Origin of the sequence: Burkholderia sp. Ap-955, assembly GCF_011753045.1 — a bacterium.
Lineage (GTDB): Bacteria > Pseudomonadota > Gammaproteobacteria > Burkholderiales > Burkholderiaceae > Burkholderia > Burkholderia lata_D.
Map to the genome: position 1 here is coordinate 46,827 of NZ_VWWH01000015.1, position 17,107 is coordinate 63,933.

Here is a 17,107-nt window from a genome sequence, read left to right on the forward strand (position 1 = left end):
GTCACGGCGAAAGCATGAAAGGGTCGGCCGGCGACGCGCGCCGCATGGGGCCGTCGATACGTCGCGAACGCCGGCACGGCATCGGGCGCCGGGCGGCAGCCACCGATCGGGGCCGCCGCCCGGCGTCGACGCCAGGCTGCGCGTCAGGCGAGCGCCTTGCCGATCGCGAGGACGTCGGCCAGCACGGACAGCACGCCGTTCGAGCCGATTTCCGTCGCGGCGGCGCCCGCACTCGCCGGCCCGAGCGTGTACAGCTGCATCGTGCCCACGTTCGTCGAGGTCGGCAGCTGTACCGCCGACTGCGACTGCTGCTGCACCGCGTTCTCGAACAGCACGCTGAGCGAATGGCTCTGGGCCTGGTACAACGAGCCCGTCGCCATCGCCGGCGCTTCGCCGACCACCTTGACGTTGGTCTGCGTGACCGCGTCGGTGATCGCGGCGTTCACCGCGCACGTCTTGCAGTTGCAGGGATCTTTCGGGTCCTTCGGGTCCTTCGGGTCCGTCGGGTCGGTTGTGTCAGTTGCCATCATATTTCTCCAGGTTCTCGAACAGGCACCGCATCGAATCGGCTCTGCCCGTTCTGTCGGTTACTCCGGAACACCGCGCGGCACCGCTGTCCAGGCGCCGGCGGCCATGCTGCGGCTCCGTGGCGCGGCGGCGGCATCGGCGGCTCGCGCCGCTTGCGCCGCTGCTCGACCACGGCGTTGCGATGGCGCGTCAGCCCTTGACTGCCTTCCCGATCGCGATCACGTCGGCCAGAATGGAGATGATCCCGTTCGCGCCGATTTCCGTGGCGGCCGCGCCCGCGCTTTCCGGCCCGATCGTATAGAGCTGCATCGTCCCCACGTTCGTCGACGTCTGCGACTGGATCGCGGCCTGCGACTGCTGCTGCACCGCGTTCTCGAACAGGATGCTGAGCGAATGGCTCTGGGCCTGGTACAGCGAGCCCATCGCCATTGCCGGCGCTTCCGCGACCACCTTGACGTTGACCTGTGTGACCGCATCGGTAATCGCGGGATTGACCTGGCACACTTGGCACGTATCAGTCATTTGTTGCTCCTTGGTTCACGTAGTTGAGAGATCGCACATCGGGGGCCGGCCGGTTTTGCTTTCTGCCGAATCCCCCGCGTGCTACTCCATGGACGCGTGGCCGGAGGGATCGTGAACGGCGGTGGCGACGACAGTCGTCGGTTCGAACGATTCGACCGGCGCGGCGTCGGCATTTCGCGACCGCGCCTCCATCGCGTCGAGCCGGGCGATGAGCCGTTCGGCGAGCGCATCGACGTATTGCCGAAAGCATGCGTCGATTTCCTGCCGGATCAGGCCCGTCAACTGTTCGCCGATCATCGCCAGCGCCTCGCGGGTACTGTCCTGGATCTCGGCCGCGCCGGATGCCTGCGCGTCGCCCGGCGGCTCGTGCGCGTCGAGTACGCCCGACACTTTCCGCTGTTCCGACGCCAGCATGCCGAGGGTCGTCTCGTTCTGCGCGTCGATCGTCTGCAGGATGCCGCGCATCTTCTCGTACGCCTTCTGCTGGTTGAGCTGCAGGAAATGCTTGACCTGTTCGCGTGCCTCCTGCCGGGTTTTCAACTGCGGCAACGGCCGGTTCGCGGCAGGCGCCGGCACGGCCGTGCCGGTGCCCGGCGCTGGCGGGTTCCCGTTCCTGCTCGGCAGTTGCTCCAGCAGCACCTGTTCTTCGGCCGGCGCGAGGGGCCGCCCCAATCGCTTCTCCGCGAACTGCCGCAGCAGCGGGTCGAGTGCGTCGTGGCTCATGGCTTACCTCTCCTCGATGTCCGCCCGCGGCGCCGATGCGTGCGGTCGGGGGGCGGACGGACGCGGCGCCGAGGCGCGCCGGCCGGTAGGCGGCAATGGATATTGCATGGTGTTCTCCCGGAAATGGACGTGCGACGGCCTCGCCGGAAAGTTCGGCAGGACCGCTGCAGGGACGAACCGGGAGACGCGTCCGTGAAATCGGGCGCCGTGCGTGAATGACATTGTCGGGATCACGCCACACCCGTCCCCGATAATTCTTGACTGTGCCCGTGCCGATGATTTGGTAGGATGCACGTCGCCTCGGTATCGACGGCAGCCGGACATTCAACCGTCCCTTTTTTTGATGCCGCGCGGCCGGCTCACCCCGCCCTCGCGCATCGGTGCACTGAACCGCACCCCAGCCCCCGTGAAACCCGCAACACCCCGGCGTCGCCCCGCGCGACCCGTTGCAGCAACCGTTGGAGTGGCGCCTCGTGCGCCAGCAAGCATGAAGAAGTCGAATCCGTCCACCCGCCCTCCGCGCGAGAAAGACCGCACGTCGCTGGCGCGCGCCGGCGCACTGCTGCTGATGGCCGGCCTGCTGTACCTGCTGTGGCCGTCGGCCGAAACCGCGTACCTCGCGATGGAGTCGGTCATCCGCTGACGCGGCACCCCCTCCCCGCACTACGCTATACTCACGCAATGGAAACCCGACCTGCCTCGCCGAACGTGCATTGCTGGTGGCGCGCCTGACCCAGGCGGCCCGTTTCCTTTTGCATGTCCCAAACGTGATGCCGCCAGCGATGGCGGCATTTGCGTTTCTGCGCAGACACCATGGCTGGCGGCTTCGATAACCCGGAGCAACGACCAACATGACCCAGACCCGACCGACCATCCTCACCGGCGACCGCACGACCGGCCCGCTGCACCTCGGCCACTACATCGGCTCGCTGCGCGCCCGCGTGCAGATGCAGCACGAAGCGAAGCAGTTCCTGCTGCTCGCCGACACGCAGGCGCTGACCGACAACATGGGCCGCCGCCAGCGCGTCACCGAGAACGTGATCGAAGTCGCGCTCGACTATCTCGCGGTCGGCATCGATCCGGCGATCTCGACGATCGTCGTGCAGTCGCAGGTGCCCGAGCTCGCCGAACTGTCGCAATACCTGCTGAACCTCGTCACGGTCGCGCGCCTCGAACGCAATCCGACCATCAAGGAAGAGATTCGCCTGCGCGGTTTCGAGCGTGACATCCCGGCCGGCTTCCTGACCTACCCGGTGAGCCAGGCGGCCGACATCACCGCGTTCAAGGCGACGCACGTGCCGGTCGGCGACGATCAACTGCCGATGATCGAGCAGACCAACGAACTCGTGCGCCGCTTCAACGCGACCGTCGAGCAGCCGGTGCTGGTCGAATGCGAGGCCGTGCTGTCGGCGGTCACGCGGCTGCCGGGGATCGACGGCAAGGCGAAGATGAGCAAGTCGCTCGGCAACGCGATCACGCTCGGCTCGACACCGGACGAGATCACGCAGGCCGTGAAGGACATGTACACGGACCCGAACCACTTGCGCGTGAGCGATCCCGGCCAGGTCGAGGGCAACGTCGTGTTCACGTTCCTCGATGCGTTCGAGCCCGACGTGCAGAAGGTCGACGAGTTGAAGGCGCACTACCGTCGCGGCGGACTCGGCGACAGCGTCGTCAAGCGCGTGCTGAACGAGCGGCTGCAGGCGTTGATCGAGCCGATCCGCGCGCGCCGTCGCGAATTCGAGGCCGACAAGGCCGAGGTGATGGCGATCCTGAAGCGCGGCACGACGCACGCACGGGACGTGGCCGGCGCGACGCTCGCCGAGGTGAAGGGCGCGATGGGGCTGAACTACTTCGATTGAGCGACGCAGGCAGCGTGCGCGCGAACGCGCATGGCGCGCCGGCCGGTATCGGGCCGGCGCGTGGCGTTCACCGCGTCACGCGCGCGAGCGAGCGTCGAGTGAACCGCACCTTCATCACGATGCATGCACCGGCACGGACACGTGGCACACCGCCTCGACCCGATTGCCGGCCGGGTCGACGAGAAACGCGCCGTAGTAATCGCCGTGGTACTGCGGCCGCAAGCCGGGCTCGCCGTCGGACTGCCCGCCCGTCGCCAGGCCGGCTTCGAAAAACGCCTCCACCTGCTCGCGGCTCGCGGCCTTGAAACACCAGTGCCGCTTGCTCGCGCCGATTTCAGCGGGATCCAGATAGACCGCCAGAAACGTCGATGCGGTGTCGTTCGCACTGCAGCGTTCGCCGTAGCCGAGCGCGGTCGGCCGGTCATAGACCTTGGCTGCGCCCAGCGCGGCCATGATGGCATCGTAGAACGGGCGCGCCAGGTCGATATCCGGCACGCTGATTGAAACGTGGTCAAGCAATTGCATCGCATCTCCTCCGTCGAAGGGCACACGAGTCTACCCGAGCACGGCATTTTTCATGGAAGTCCCCCTACCGTCCGTGGGCGATACGTGAACACGCGGCACCGTCACGGGCGATGTCGGTCACGCCGACGGGCGCAGCTGGATGCATGATGCGCCGCCGGTCGCGGTGCGTTGAGCACCCCGCGACCGGCGCATTGCGTCACGTCATTTGCATCAGTTGAATCAGGTTCCCGCACGTATCGTCGATGATCGCGACGCGCACGGGCCCCGCGTCCATCGGTTCCAGCGTGAAGCGCACACCGAGATCCCTGAGCCGCGCGAACTCCGCATCGAGATCGTCGACCTGGAACGATGCCGCCGGAATGCCGTCCTCGTACAGCGCCTGCTTGTAAGGCCCGACCGCGCGATGATTGCTCGGCTCGAGCAGCAGCTCGGTGCCGTCCGGCTGGTCTTTCGACACCACCGTCAGCCAGCGGTACTCGCCCACCGGCACGTTGTTCTTCAGCTTGAACCCGAGCTTGTCGGTATAGAACGTCAACGCCTCGTCCTGGTCGTCGACGAAGATACTCGTCACGTAGATTCGCATGTCAATCTCTCCTGTCGCGGCAGCCACCGCCCCGCCCCTATTCTTCGTCGAAATCGATGACAAACGCATAACCGTCGTCGATCAGCTTGCGCAGGTAGCCGTCGAAGTCGTCGGCGATCACCGCGTAGCTGTCGGGATCGTGCAGGAAACGCACGACCTGCCCGACCTTGCCGCCCGGCGCCGGCTCGAAATCGATGTAGAGCTGGGACGTGCCGCCGTTGTTCATGCAGTGCGAGAAGCACAGCCGCCGGTTCATCGGCAGCGCGATGTCGATGCGCGGGTCGACGAGTTCGCCGTCGTCGTTTGCATCGTCGCCATAGATCTGCGCGATGCTGTCGGCGTACTTCGTCGCTTCCTCGAGCATCTGCCCGGCCGACAGCAGGTAGTACGGGTATTCGTAGACGTCGGAGCCCAGCACCCGCACGTGGACCGTCGTGCCGCCGTAGTCGCGCCAGTAGGTCCCGTCGAGCTTGCCGAGCAATTCGAGCAGGCTGGCCGGGCACTGCGGATACGCGGCGCGCAACGCGTCGAGCTGCGCGGGCGTCGCGCCCGTTGCCGCGGCAAGCGCCGCGTTGTCGGTGTCGGGAAGCGCGGCGCGCAGGCCGCCGAGATAGGTGTCGACGAGGGTCATCGCGTCAGGTCCGAAGAGCAGGCAAGCGCCATTCTAGCGCCCGACGCGATGCACCCCTTTCGCGCTTGCGCGCCCTTGCTTACGTGATCTGGTACGTCGACGCCGGCACGAATTCCTCCGGCAGCGGGCGGTCGCCCAGTTCGAGCACCGACCGCTCGATCGTGCGCGTCATCGCGTCGAGCGCCAGCGCATTCGGCGCGAGGCCGAACGGCTCGGCCACCTCGCTCGCGATCGCTTCGAGCGCGATCAGCGTGTACGAGATGAACACGCAGATCAGCGGCGTGAAGAACTCCGTCGAATCGACGAGGCCGAACGGCAGCAGCACGCAATAGGCGTACACGGTGCGATGCAGCAGCACGCTGTACGAGAACGGGATCGGCGTCGACAGGATGCGTTCGCAACCACCGACCGATTTGCCGACCTCGTCGAGCTGCGTCTCGAACATCCAGCAGGTCGCGTCGCTGCCAGGCGCACGGCCCAGCGCGCGGACGATGCTGCCGCGCAACTCGTCGAGGATCGCGACGGGCTTGAAGCATTTGCCGCCCAGCTCGGCCGTGCGTTCCGCACCGAGAATGCGCTGCAGGTCCGCGGTCGGATCGGTATGACGAAGCTGATGCTTGAGCGCATAAGTGAGCGCGATCAGCAGGTCGGCGAGCCGGTGGCGCTCGGCGTCGCTCACGCTGTCGGGCAGGTAGCGATTGAACTGCGACGTCAGCGTACGCGCCGCGATCAGCAGGTTGCCCCACAGATGCCGCGCCTCCTTGAAGCGCTCGAAGCTCGCGCTGTTGCGAAACCCGAGAAAGATCGCGAGCGCGAGCCCGAACAGCGTGAACGGCGCGGTGTTGAGGGGAATCTTCTCGCCGAAGATGCGCCCGTTCGTGAAGACCGCCAGCGTGCTGACGACCGCCATGAACACGAGCTGCGGAATGATCGATTGCAGCACGGAGCCGTTCCAGACGAACAGCATCCTGAGCCAGTTTTGTTGTGGTCGGACGATCATGGTGTTTTCTCGACTGCAGGGAATGCATCAAACGCGCGCCGGCGCCCGATGCGCAACGGCCCGCGCGTGGCGGGCCGCTGTCGGGTGAGGGCCGGGCCGGGCCACGCGCTGCGCGTGATGATACGCCCGCGCCCGCCACGCCCGTCACATCATGCGGCGTTCAGTGATAGCCGCTCAGTGATAACCGATATCGCCCTCGCGCACCTTGCCGCGGAACACGCGGTACTGCATCGCGTTGTATACGAGGATGATCGGCAGCACGATCACGGTGCCGACGAGCGCGAACAGCTGGCTCGAGTGGCTCGACGACGCGTCCCAGATCGACAGCGACGGCGGCACGATGTTCGGCCAGATACTGATCACGAGCCCCGTGTAGCCGAGGAACACGAGCGCGAGCGTCAGCAGGAATGGCGTGGCCTCGTGCTCGCGTTTCACCGTGTGGAAGATGCCCCACACGCACGCGACGACGAGCACCGGCACCGGCAGGAACCAGCCGAGGTTGCCGCTGCCGAACCAGCGATGCGCGACGGCCGGCAGCCCGATCACGGTCCACAGGCTGACCACGCCCATCACGGCGAGCAGCACGCCCGCGAGCGGCTTCATCAGGAGGCGCATCTTGCGCTGCAGTTCGCCGTCGACCTTCAGGATCAGCCAGCCGCAGCCGAGCGTCGCATACGTGACGAGCACGCCGATCCCGCACAGCAGGCTGAACGGCGACAGCCAGTCGAACGGGCCGCCCGCGAACTGGTTGTTCTCGATCTTGATGCCCTGCAGCAGCGAACCGAGCACGATCCCCTGGCAGAACGCGGCCAGCGCCGAGCCGCCGATGAACGCGAGATCCCACATGTGCTGCGTACGGGTGGCCTTCGCGCGCAGCTCGAACGCCGCGCCGCGGAAGATCAGCCCGACCAGCATCAGCACCAGCGGCAGGTAGTTCGCCGGCAGCAGCGTCGAATACACGACCGGGAACGCGCCGTAGAGCCCCGCGCCGCCGAGCACCAGGAACGTTTCGTTGCCGTCCCACACCGGCGCGACGGTGTCGAGCATCACCTGGCGCTCGGCCTTCGCATCGAAGAACGGAAACAGCAGGCCGATGCCGAGATCGAAGCCGTCCAGCATCACGTAGATGAATACGCCGAGGCCGATGATCGCGGCCCAAATGACAGGAAGATCGATGTGCATGGTTACTCCGCCTCGGTGACGTTCAGCGGCGTGGACAGCGCGCTCTTGCGCAGCCCCGGATGCCGGTGCAGCTCGATGTAGCCGGCCTGGGCTGCCGGCCCGTGCTTCATCAGTTTCATCATGTAGTAGATCCCCGTTCCGAATACCAGGAAGTACACGACCACGAAGACCAGCAGCGACACGCCGACCTGCTGCGCGCTCAGCGGCGCGACCGAATCGATGGTGCGCAGCACGCCGTACACGGTCCACGGCTGACGCCCGACCTCGGTCGTGATCCAGCCGGCCAGCAGCGCGACGATGCCCGACGGCCCCATGCATACGACGAACCACTGGAACCAGCGCGTTTCATACAGGCGCCCGCCCTTTCTCAGCAGCAGCCCGAGCACGGCGGTCAGCAGCATCAGCATCCCGAGGCCGGCCATGATCCGGAACGTCCAGAAGATGATCGGCGAATACGGGCGGTCCTGGGGCGGGAATTCCTTCAGCCCGCGAATCTCGCCGTCCCAGCTGTGCGTGAGGATCAGGCTGCCGAGGTGCGGCACCTGGATCGCATAGCGCGTGGTTTCGGCCTGCATGTCGGGCAGCCCGACGAGGTTCAGCGCGGTGCCGCCCTTCTCGGTTTCCCACAGCCCCTCGATCGCCGCGATCTTTGCCGGCTGGTATTCGCGCGTGTTCAGCCCGTGCGCATCGCCGACGACGATCTGGATCGGCGCGAGGATCAGCAGCATCCACAGCGCCATCGAGAAGCTGCGCTTCACCGGCTCGTCGCGGCGCCCCTTGAGCAGGTGCCACGCGCCGCACGCGGCGACGATGAAGCCCGCGACGATGAATGCCGCGATCGTCATGTGCACGAGGCGGTACGGGAACGACGGGTTGAAGACGACCTTGAACCAGTCGACCGGCACGACGAGGCCGTTCTCGATCTTGTAGCCCTGCGGCGTCTGCATGAAGCTGTTCGACGCGAGGATCCAGAACGTCGAGATCAGCGTGCCGACCGCGACCATCAGCGTCGCGAAGAAGTGTGCGCGCGGGCTCACGCGCTGCCAGCCGAACAGCATCACGCCGAGGAAGCCGGCTTCGAGGAAGAACGCCGTCAGCACTTCATACGTGAGGAGCGGGCCGGTGATGTTGCCCGCGACGCGCGAGAAGCCGGCCCAGTTGGTGCCGAACTCGTACGCCATCACGACGCCGGAGACCACGCCCATCCCGAAGCCGATCGCGAAGATCTTCGACCAGAACTGGAACATGGATTTGTAGGCGGCATCGCCGGTGACGAGGTAGCGCCATTCCAGCACTGCCAGGAAGCTCGCCATACCGATGCTGATCGCGGGAAACACGATGTGGAACGACACCGTGAATGCGAATTGCAATCGGGCGAGATGGAACGCATCGAAGATTTCCATGACCGTAATTTGCTCGTGGTTGTGAGGACGTACGCTCGAAGCAGGAAATCGCGCGACGGCTTGGCGACAACACATGCGAGGACAAACGGTCACTCGCATGGCATCGAAGCGTGAATGACGATATCGCGTTTGCAACGATACTCGCAATCGTTCGAACGTGCGTTGAAACTGTGCTGCTTACGCCGCCGAAGATGTGTGCACGGAAAACACATTTCGTGCCTGCGGGATGGTCAGCTGTACTGCTTTCCGCGTTGCGGCGCTGTGCCTCCGGTGCGCCTGTCATCCCCCTTAACATCCCATGAACGCCTGCCCGAAGCGACGGCGCGCCCCCTCGGCCGCGCCCGCCCGGCAGCCTCCCGATTCCCCTGGTCCGGCGCCCGCGCCCGACCCGGCCGGCCCGCCGGCCGATCCGCCTGGAGAAAACCGCATGGAGTCCTGCATCCGCCGCGACGATCCGACCGGCAGCACCGCGTGTCATGTGACGCGTCACCGTGCCGGCGAAGCGCGCGACACCGTCGACCGCGTCGTCGAGGAAACGCCGGTTGCACTCGTGTTCAACGACATTGCGCACACGGTCATGATGGCGACCCCGATCGACCTCGACGTGTTCGGCCTCGGCTTCGCGCTGAGCGAAGGCATCGTTGAGCGCGCATCGGACGTTTTCGACATCGAAAGCGAATGCCGGGCCGGCAGCGCCGAAGTGCGGCTGACCGTGTCGCAGCAGGCGTTCATGGCGATGAAGGCGCACCGGCGCGCGCTGGCCGGCCGCAGCGGCTGCGGCGTCTGCGGGATCGAAAGCATCGCGCAGCTCGACCTGCACCCGCCGCGCATCGCCGCCGCCGGCACGGCCGCCGGTATCGGCGCGGCGGCGATCGAACGTGCCGCGCGCGCGTTGCCGGCCCACCAGACGCTGATGCGCGAGACGGGCGGCATCCATGCGGCCGCATGGTGCAACCGCGACGGCGACGTGCTCGACGTGTTCGAGGACGTCGGCCGCCACAACGCGCTCGACAAGCTGATCGGCCGGCTCGCGCGGCGCCGCGCCGACCTGCACGACGGCTTCGTGTTCCTGTCGAGCCGCGCAAGCTACGAACTGGTGCGCAAGGCCGCGCGGGTCGGCATCCCGATGATCGCGACGATCTCGGCGCCGACCTCGCTCGCGATCGACGTCGCCCGTGAAGCCGGCGTCAGGCTGGTCGGCTTCTGCCGCAACGACGGCTTCGTCGAGTACGTGTCGCCCGACGCCGCTCAGCCCGCTCAACCCGATCAACCCGCGCTCGCTCAAGCGCATCCGGCGCTCTCCTGATGAAACCCCTGACCGATTTCGATACCGCGCAGCAGCATTTCGCCAGTGCGTTCGCGCCGCTCGGCGCCACCACGTCCCTCCCGGTCGCGGAAGCCGCCGGCCACGTGCTGGCCGCGCCGCTCACCGCCGTGCTCGACCAGCCGCCGGCCGACCAGAGCGCAATGGACGGCTACGCCGTGCGTCACGCGGATCTCGCGCACGGCGAGCCGCTGCACGTCGCGCAGCGCTGCTATGCGGGCGACACGCCGGCGCCGCTGGCCCCGCGCACGGCCGCGCGGATCTTCACCGGCAGCATGATTCCGCCCGGCGCGGACACCGTCGTGATGCAGGAGCACGCACGCGAGCAGGACGGCTGGGTCGCGTTCGACGCGCCGCAGCGCAGCGGCTCGCACATCCGCCGCCAGGGCGAGGAAGTGCGCGCTGGCGACCTGCTCGTGCCGGCCGGCGTGCGCATGGGCGCGATGCATGTCGGCGTGGCCGCCGCGCAGGGGTTCGCGCGCGTCGACGTGCGCCCGGCGCTGCGCGTCGGCATCCTGACGACCGGCGACGAGCTCGTCGCGTGCGGGCAGCCGCGCGCACCGCAACAGATTTACAACAGCAATGCGCCGATGCTCGCCGCGCTGGTCTCGGGAACCGGTGCCGAGGTCGCGATGCGCCTGCATGCGGCCGACACCGCGGCCGCCGTCGATCGCGCGCTGCGCGATCTGCACGCGGGTTGCGACCTGGTGATCTGCGTCGGTGGCGCATCGGTGGGCGACAAGGATCTGCTGCGCCCCGCGCTGGACGCGCTCGGCGCGTCGTTCATCGTCGCCGGCGTGCGCATGAAGCCGGGCAAGCCGGTTGCACTCGCCCGGCTCGACACGCGGCCGGTGGTGTTGCTGCCCGGCAATCCGGGGGCCGCGATGACCGCGTTCGCGCTGTTCGTCGCGCCGCTGATCCGCCGCCTGCAGGGGCGCCACGCACGCGTGCCGATCGTGCCGTCGCTGCCGATCGACGCCGACTTCGAACCGGATGCGCAGCGCGAACGCTTCGTGCGCGTGCACTGCACCGTCGGCCTCGACGGCACGCCCGCGCTCGACACGCTGCGCCAGCAAGGCGCCGGCACGCTGCAATCGCTCGTGCAGGCGAGCGGGCTGGCCCGGCTGCCGGCCGGGCAGCGCATCGCGTGCGGCGACGCGGTACCGTATTACGAATTCGCGCACTGGCTCGCATGAGCGCGACGCCGCTCACCCGCCCGATTCACGGCATTCCCCGCCGCGCCGGCCACGCCGGCCGCCCGGCGAACTGTATTCCTGCAATTCGGGCGCGATTGTGTCCCTGCCGTAAAAACCCGGCGGACTATCCTCACGATGAGGCTCGTCACGCGCCGTGCGCCTGCTCATCCGCACACGCACGGCCGACCGGCGACGCCCCACCGCTTACTTCTTGCAGGCCGACGAACCGATCGTGAATGCCATCGTTTCCGCCGCGCCGGCCGCTGCCGCACTTTCCGGCGGCGCATCGCCCGGCGCTTTCCCCCGCACGTCCGACATGCTCGGGCGCCCGCTGCGCGACCTGCGCCTGTCCGTGATCGATCAATGCAATTTCCGCTGCGGCTACTGCATGCCGCGCGAAAGCTTCGGCGCCGACTATGCGTTCATGCCGTCGTCCGAGCGGCTGTCGTTCGCGCAACTCGAAAAGATCGCCCGTGCGTTCACGTCGCTCGGCGTCGAAAAGATCCGCATCACGGGCGGCGAGCCGCTGCTCCGCCGCAACCTCGAAGCGCTGATCGAACGCCTCGCCGCGCTGACGACCGTCGACGGCAAACCCATGGAGATCGCGTTGACGACCAACGGCTCGCTGCTGGCCGCGAAGGCGCGCACGCTGCGCGACGCGGGCCTGTCGCGCGTGACGGTCAGCCTCGACGCGCTCGACGACGCGGTGTTCCGCCGGATGAGCGACGCCGACGTGCCCGTGTCGCGCGTGCTGGCCGGCATCGAGGCCGCGCAGGCGGCCGGGCTCGCGCCAGTCAAGGTCAACGCGGTGATCGAGCGCGGCGCGAACGACGACCAGATCCTGCCGCTCGTGCGGCACTTCCGGCAGTCCGGCGTGGCCGTGCGCTTCATCGAATACATGGACGTCGGCGGCGCGAGCTTCTGGTCCGGCGACAAGGTCGTGACGGCCGCGCGGATGCGCGAACTGATCGACGAACACTATCCGCTCGTGCTCGTCGGCGAACCCGGGCACGACGCGACCGCGATCCGTTGCGCGCACATCGACGGCGCGGGCGAAGTCGGCTTCATCGCGAGCGTGTCACATCCGTTCTGCGGCACCTGCTCGCGCGCCCGCGTGTCGGCCGACGGGCAGCTCTATACGTGCCTGTTCGCGACGCAAGGCACCGATCTGCGGCCGTGGCTCGACGACGCAGCGTCGACCGCCGACCTCGCCGCCGCCGTGCGCGATCGCTGGACGCACCGCGACGACCGCTATTCCGAGCGCCGGGCCGCACGGCCTGCCCGTGCGCCGGGCAAGAGCTATCCGACCGTGCGCATGTCGCTGGTCGGCGGCTGACGGGCCGCCGCGCGACCCAGGACGCACCGCCTACAGGAGAATCGTCATGACGAGCTTCACCGAATCCCGTGCCGGGCTGCCGGACGATCCGTTGCACGCGGGCAGCCCCGCTCCCGACAACGCGACCGACCCGCATCCCGAACCGCCACCGTCGATTGCCGCGGGCTTCGAAGTGCGCGTGCAGTATGCGTCGATCGATGCCGGCGCCGAGCTCGCGCCGATCGTTCGCAATCCGAATGTCGGCGCGGTCGTGAATTTCCTCGGCGTCGTGCGCAACGAAGGCGACGTCGATGACGTGATCGCGCTCGAAGTCGAGCACTATCCGACGATGACCGAACAGGCGCTATGGAGCATCGTCGAGGAAGCCAGCGCGCGCTGGCAGCTCGAAACGATCAGGATCGTGCATCGTGTCGGGCGCATTCCGCTCGGCCAGGCGGTCGTGCTGGTCGTGGTGGCCGCCGCGCATCGCGGGGCCGCGTTCGACGCGTGCGAATTCCTGATGGACTTCCTGAAGACCCACGCACCGTTCTGGAAGAAGGAGATCCGCCACGACGGCGTATCCGGCTGGGTCGAGGCGAAAGCGCACGACGACCAGGCGATGCGGCGCTGGGGCTGATTGCGTTCGCTTCGTGTTTCCGATTCCGCCGCTCCTTCTAAAGACAACGCAATGAAACTGACGATCAAATACTTTGCAAGCATTCGCGAGCAACTCGATCTCGACGAGGAAATCGTCGAGATCGATGCGCGCGAACTCACCGTCGACGCGCTGCGCGACACGCTGGCCGCACGCGACGCGCGCAGCGCGGAAGCACTGCGGATGGACCGGCCCGTGCGGGCCGCCGTGAATCTCGAGATGGTGACGGGGGGATTCGTCGTGCGGGAGGATAGCGAGGTGGCGTTTTTCCCGCCGGTGACGGGCGGCTGACATCACGACGAGCCGGAAGGAATCCGGCATGACCTCGATCGCCGGTTGCAGTTCGCACGCGTTGGCGTTGCGTATCAGCCGCACGCGGCTGGCATCGCGGCCCGGCTCGACAGATAGTCGACCATCCGTTGCGCGGCCGGTTGCAGCGCATCGAAGCTCCTGAAGCAGACGACGAACCGGCGCTTCGCCCACGCATCGACCAGCGGAATCACCTTGATGCCGAACACCGGCCGATACGTATCGGCCACTTCCATCGGCACGACACTGATCCCGAGCCCGGCCGCGACGACGCGAAACGCGGCATCGAAACCCGACACGATCACGCGATACGACACGGTCGTGCCGGCATCGGCGGCCGCGCGCTGCAGCAGCGTGTGGACGGCGGTCGTCGGCAGCAGGCCGACGTGCTCGTAGCCCAGCGTCTGCTCGAAGCTCAGCGACGGCGCGTTCGCGAGCGGATGATCGCGATGCACGGCCAGCGCCAGCCGGTCCTGCCGATATGGCCGATGCTGCAGGCCCTGAAGATCGACGTTGTCCCAGCACACGCCCACGCTCGCCGCGCCTTCGCGCAACTGCCGCACGAGTTCGGACGACAACCGCTCTTCCACGTCGACCCGGATGTTCTCGTTGGCCGGTTCGCGCATGAACGATGAAATGTCGTCGAGCAGTGCCTCCGCGATCGCCGACGCCGATGCGCAGATGCTGACGCGCCCCTTCAGCCCGCCGCCGAACGCGACGATATCGCTCGCGATGCGCTCCATCGTGAAAAGCACGCTGCGCGCGTGCTCGAGCAACGCATTGCCCGCGGCCGTCGGCTCGACGCCGCGCCGCGAGCGCGTGAGCAGCGGCACGCCGAGGTCGCTTTCGAGTTGCGCGATGCGCTTGCTGATCGCCGACGGCTCGATATGAACCGCCTCCGCCGCCCGCGCCATGTTGCGGTGATCGCACACGGCCACCAGCAGCCGCAGCGTTTTCAGGTCGATGTCGCGCATCCGCCGTCTCCAGACAATCAAGCATTCAGACATTCCATTTCGGAAACGTGACGGTTCCGAAATACCGCTTTAATGTCCATCAGGAATGTCTAAAGTTAGCACGACGCCGGTACATCGACACTGGCGAAATCAACGGAGACAAGCGACATGCGGTCGTTCCCCCAGCATGCAGTCATACGCGAAGTCGGCTTGCGCGACGGGCTGCAAAGCATCCCGCGCATTCTTCCGACGAAACACAAGATCGAGTGGATCGGCGACGCGTACGCGGCCGGTCAGCGCGAAATCGAGGTCGGATCGTTCGTGCCGGCGCGCCTGCTCCCGCAACTGGCCGATACGGCCGAACTCGTGTCGTATGCGAAGACGCTGCCCGGCCTGCGCGTGTCGGTGCTGGTGCCGAACCTCAAGGGCGCGGAACACGCGATCGACGCAGGTGCCGACCTGATGCTGGTGCCGCTCTCGGCGAGCCGCGCGCATAGCATCTCGAACCTGCGCAAGACACCCGACGAAGTCGTCGCCGAGGTGGCGCGCATCCGCGCCGCGCGCGATGCGGCCGGCTCGAAGACGCTGATCGAAGGCGGCATCGGCACCGCGTTCGGCTGCACGATCCAGGGCCGCGTCGAGCAGTCCGCGGTGCTGCGTTACCTGCATGCGTTGCTCGATGCCGGCGCCGACCGCGTGAGCCTCGCCGATACGGTCGGCTACGCGGGGCCGGCCGCCGTCGGCGAACTGTTCGGCAAGGCGCGCGCCGCCGCGGGCGAGCGCTTCTGGTGTGGCCACTTTCACGACACCCGCGGCCTCGCGCTCGCGAATGTGTACGCGGCGCTCGAAACGGGCGTCGCCCGCTTCGACGCGACGCTCGCCGGCATCGGCGGCTGTCCGCATGCGCCCGGCGCGAGCGGCAATGCGTCGAGCGAAGACCTCGCGTTCATGCTCGCCGACATGGGGATCGAAACCGGCATCGACATTGCCGCGCTGCTGACGCTGCGCGCGAAGGTCGCGCGCTGGCTGGACGGCGAAACGCTGCACGGCGCGCTGTGGCGCGCGGGCCTGCCGGCCACCCACGCCGCCGCCACCACCACCGTCTGAATCCATCATGAACCACGACACCCGACTTCCACTCGACGGCATTCGCGTCATCGAATTCACGCACATGGTCATGGGGCCGACGTGCGGGATGATCCTCGCCGATCTCGGCGCCGAAGTGATCAAGATCGAGCCGCCCGGCGGAGACAAGACGCGCAACCTGCCCGGCCTCGGCATCGGCTTCTTCCGTTCGTTCAACCGCAACAAGAAGAGCGTCGTGCTCGACCTCCATACGCCCGAAGGAAAGGCGGCCGCGGTCGAACTGATCGGCACCTGCGACGTGATGCTGGAGAATTTCCGACCCGGCCTGATGGCGACGCTCGGCCTCGACTACGACACGCTGTCGGCCCGCTACCCGGCGCTCGTCTACGTGACGCACAAGGGCTTCCTGCCCGGCCCGTACGACCGGCGCCTCGCGCTCGACGAAGTCGTGCAGATGATGGGCGGGTTGTCGTACATGACGGGGCCGGTCGGCCGGCCGCTGCGCGCCGGCACGTCGGTCAACGACATCATGGGCGGCATGTTCGGTGCGATCGGCGTGCTCGCCGCGCTGCGCGAACGCGAACGCACGGGCCGCGGGCAGGAAGTGCAGAGTGCGCTGTTCGAGAACTGCGTGTTTCTGTGCGCGCAGCACATGCAGCAGTACGCGATGACGCACGAACCGCCGCCGCCGATGCCAGCGCGCGTGTCGGCGTGGAGCGTCTACGACGTGTTCACGCTCGCGGACGGCGAACAGCTGTTCATCGGCGCGGTCAGCGACCGGCAGTTCGTCACGCTGTGCGACGTGCTCGCGTGCCCCGGGCTCGCCGCCGAACCGGAGTTCGCCACCAACGCGCAGCGGGTCGCCGTGCGGCCGCGGTTGCTCGATCGGCTCGGCGCGATCCTGAAGGACCATCGCGCCGCCGAGCTGTCGCCGAAACTCGAAGCGGCCGGCATTCCGTATGCGCCGATCGTCCGTCCCGAACAACTGCTCGACGATCCGCACCTGAAAGCGAGCGGCGGACTGGTGCCGATGCAGACCGACGACGGCCACACGACCGATGTCGTGCTGCTGCCGATCACGATGGGCGGACGACGGCCCGGCGTGCGCCAGGCGCTCGCGCGCGTCGGCGAGCACACGCAGGAAGTGCTGGCACGGCTGAAACGCCGCGCGGTCGCATGAGCGGCAGCCGATGCCGGTCCGGCAACAGTCGGCCGGCGTCGAAGCAGGCCCGGCCGCGCGCCGCCATGAATTCGGCGCCCCCTCCACATCGCGCTCGCCTATAACCGTTTTCAAGGCAGGCAGCTCGAAG

Annotated in this window: 19 protein-coding genes; 9 read left to right on the top strand and 10 right to left on the bottom strand. The window is 67.5% G+C overall.

Annotation, left to right across the window (positions count from 1 at the left end):
* Positions 1 to 143: 143 nt before the first annotated feature.
* The 3 genes from F3J15_RS11535 to F3J15_RS11545 all read right to left on the bottom strand — a co-directional run bounded on the left by F3J15_RS11535 (position 144) and on the right by F3J15_RS11545 (position 1,773).
* A complete protein-coding gene (locus F3J15_RS11535; protein ID WP_166890923.1) occupies positions 144 to 527 on the bottom strand; it encodes a RebB family R body protein in 384 nt (127 codons plus the stop codon).
* Positions 528 to 717: 190 nt separating this feature from the next.
* Complete coding sequence (locus F3J15_RS11540) at positions 718 to 1,050, bottom strand: RebB family R body protein (RefSeq protein ID WP_069249453.1); 333 nt, start codon at positions 1,048 to 1,050, stop codon at positions 718 to 720.
* A gap of 81 nt (positions 1,051 to 1,131) precedes the next feature.
* Positions 1,132 to 1,773, bottom strand: coding sequence for a hypothetical protein (locus F3J15_RS11545; protein WP_166890926.1), 642 nt, complete (start codon positions 1,771 to 1,773; stop codon positions 1,132 to 1,134).
* A gap of 487 nt (positions 1,774 to 2,260) precedes the next feature.
* Here F3J15_RS11545 and F3J15_RS11550 point away from each other — a divergent pair, with 487 nt between their 5' ends.
* Complete coding sequence (locus tag F3J15_RS11550) at positions 2,261 to 2,416, top strand: hypothetical protein (protein ID WP_166890929.1); 156 nt, start codon at positions 2,261 to 2,263, stop codon at positions 2,414 to 2,416.
* A gap of 208 nt (positions 2,417 to 2,624) precedes the next feature.
* The gene (gene trpS / locus F3J15_RS11555; RefSeq protein WP_089449413.1) at positions 2,625 to 3,635 is read left to right on the top strand and encodes a tryptophan--tRNA ligase; all 1,011 of its coding nucleotides are present in this window, start codon (positions 2,625 to 2,627) and stop codon (positions 3,633 to 3,635) included.
* 114 nt (positions 3,636 to 3,749) lie between these two features.
* Here the strand turns inward: trpS and F3J15_RS11560 are convergent, their stop codons facing one another.
* The 6 genes from F3J15_RS11560 to F3J15_RS11585 all read right to left on the bottom strand — a co-directional run bounded on the left by F3J15_RS11560 (position 3,750) and on the right by F3J15_RS11585 (position 8,959).
* Positions 3,750 to 4,160, bottom strand: coding sequence for a VOC family protein (locus F3J15_RS11560; RefSeq protein WP_089449412.1), 411 nt, complete (start codon positions 4,158 to 4,160; stop codon positions 3,750 to 3,752).
* A gap of 196 nt (positions 4,161 to 4,356) precedes the next feature.
* Positions 4,357 to 4,743 (bottom strand): VOC family protein, encoded by a 387-nt coding sequence (locus tag F3J15_RS11565; protein WP_166890932.1) that lies wholly within the window; start codon positions 4,741 to 4,743, stop codon positions 4,357 to 4,359.
* A 37-nt stretch (positions 4,744 to 4,780) separates the two neighbouring features.
* Entirely contained in the window at positions 4,781 to 5,374 is a 594-nt protein-coding gene (locus F3J15_RS11570) for an SMI1/KNR4 family protein (protein ID WP_166890935.1), read from the bottom strand.
* 79 nt (positions 5,375 to 5,453) lie between these two features.
* Entirely contained in the window at positions 5,454 to 6,374 is a 921-nt protein-coding gene (locus F3J15_RS11575) for a bestrophin family ion channel (RefSeq protein ID WP_166890938.1), read from the bottom strand.
* A 174-nt stretch (positions 6,375 to 6,548) separates the two neighbouring features.
* Positions 6,549 to 7,556, bottom strand: coding sequence for a cytochrome d ubiquinol oxidase subunit II (gene cydB / locus F3J15_RS11580; protein WP_089433623.1), 1,008 nt, complete (start codon positions 7,554 to 7,556; stop codon positions 6,549 to 6,551).
* Between the two features lie 2 nt (positions 7,557 to 7,558).
* Positions 7,559 to 8,959, bottom strand: a complete 1,401-nt coding sequence (locus F3J15_RS11585) for a cytochrome ubiquinol oxidase subunit I (RefSeq protein WP_069249445.1) — start codon at positions 8,957 to 8,959, stop codon at positions 7,559 to 7,561.
* Between the two features lie 427 nt (positions 8,960 to 9,386).
* On the opposite strand from F3J15_RS11585, the gene fdhD reads away from it, so the two are divergent.
* From fdhD to moaD, 5 genes are all read left to right on the top strand, one after another.
* On the top strand, positions 9,387 to 10,265 hold the full coding sequence (gene fdhD / locus F3J15_RS11590; RefSeq protein WP_166890941.1) for a formate dehydrogenase accessory sulfurtransferase FdhD: 879 nt from the start codon (positions 9,387 to 9,389) through the stop codon (positions 10,263 to 10,265).
* The gene (gene glp / locus F3J15_RS11595) at positions 10,265 to 11,479 is read left to right on the top strand and encodes a gephyrin-like molybdotransferase Glp (RefSeq protein WP_166890944.1); all 1,215 of its coding nucleotides are present in this window, start codon (positions 10,265 to 10,267) and stop codon (positions 11,477 to 11,479) included. Before fdhD ends, glp begins: the two co-directional genes overlap by 1 nt.
* Before the next feature lie 211 nt (positions 11,480 to 11,690).
* Positions 11,691 to 12,815, top strand: a complete 1,125-nt coding sequence (moaA, locus tag F3J15_RS11600) for a GTP 3',8-cyclase MoaA (protein ID WP_166890948.1) — start codon at positions 11,691 to 11,693, stop codon at positions 12,813 to 12,815.
* A gap of 46 nt (positions 12,816 to 12,861) precedes the next feature.
* Positions 12,862 to 13,431, top strand: coding sequence for a molybdenum cofactor biosynthesis protein MoaE (locus tag F3J15_RS11605; protein WP_069249442.1), 570 nt, complete (start codon positions 12,862 to 12,864; stop codon positions 13,429 to 13,431).
* Between the two features lie 51 nt (positions 13,432 to 13,482).
* Positions 13,483 to 13,740 carry a molybdopterin converting factor subunit 1 gene (gene moaD, locus F3J15_RS11610; RefSeq protein ID WP_069249441.1) on the top strand — a complete coding sequence of 86 codons (258 nt, stop codon included), beginning with the start codon at positions 13,483 to 13,485 and terminating at the stop codon, positions 13,738 to 13,740.
* A 74-nt stretch (positions 13,741 to 13,814) separates the two neighbouring features.
* Here moaD and F3J15_RS11615 read toward each other — a convergent pair whose 3' ends face one another.
* On the bottom strand, positions 13,815 to 14,732 hold the full coding sequence (locus tag F3J15_RS11615) for a LysR family transcriptional regulator (protein WP_089487224.1): 918 nt from the start codon (positions 14,730 to 14,732) through the stop codon (positions 13,815 to 13,817).
* A gap of 147 nt (positions 14,733 to 14,879) precedes the next feature.
* Between F3J15_RS11615 and F3J15_RS11620 the strand changes: the two genes are divergently transcribed.
* Entirely contained in the window at positions 14,880 to 15,818 is a 939-nt protein-coding gene (locus F3J15_RS11620) for a hydroxymethylglutaryl-CoA lyase (RefSeq protein WP_089449401.1), read from the top strand.
* 7 nt (positions 15,819 to 15,825) lie between these two features.
* Positions 15,826 to 16,977, top strand: coding sequence for a CaiB/BaiF CoA-transferase family protein (locus F3J15_RS11625; protein ID WP_089449400.1), 1,152 nt, complete (start codon positions 15,826 to 15,828; stop codon positions 16,975 to 16,977).
* The last annotated feature ends 130 nt before the right edge of the window (positions 16,978 to 17,107 follow it).